This is a genomic window from Xenorhabdus thuongxuanensis, assembly GCF_001908095.1.
In the GTDB taxonomy this organism is placed as follows: domain Bacteria; phylum Pseudomonadota; class Gammaproteobacteria; order Enterobacterales; family Enterobacteriaceae; genus Xenorhabdus; species Xenorhabdus thuongxuanensis.
In genome coordinates this window covers 1-458 of the sequence record NZ_MKGR01000113.1, presented here as the reverse complement: position 1 = coordinate 458, position 458 = coordinate 1, and the positions used below count along the sequence as shown (strand labels likewise).

The following is a 458-nucleotide window of genomic DNA, read 5'->3' as shown; positions in this document are numbered from 1 at the left end:
GCTTGAACGAAGAGAAAGCCGCGTCATTTAGGCGCAGTCGGTAACATGCCCTTATAGGGCTAGAGCAAACCACCCGCTATGCGGGTGGTTCTGATTTATAAACAAAAGCATTCCCAATTTTTCCTCATTACTTTCAACTAATTTCGATAATACTATCCACACAAATAAATTTATGTAATATTTGTTTAAGATATTTATTACAGTTCATTAATCGTAAGTATTCATTGATATCCTACTATTTAGTATTTACTATATACCAATCTAACTTGAAGATGCCGGTTTTAAAATCTGAAAATTGTCAGTCAGTCGAGTCGTCAGTTCTTTCGCTGTTTCTGGCAAAGTGACATGAAAAAAATGATGAAGGGTTTCACGGAACGTCTTCGCATTCGGGAAATAGACATTATTACGCACCTGCTCATTCATATACTTCCACAATCGCTCTATCGGATTGAGGTTTG

At 36.9% G+C, this 458-nt stretch carries 1 pseudogene; it reads right to left on the bottom strand.

The features are described from left to right. Positions 1–261 precede the first annotated feature (261 nt). Positions 262–458 (bottom strand): annotated as a pseudogene (locus tag Xentx_RS18290) (IS630 family transposase); the annotation flags it as partial.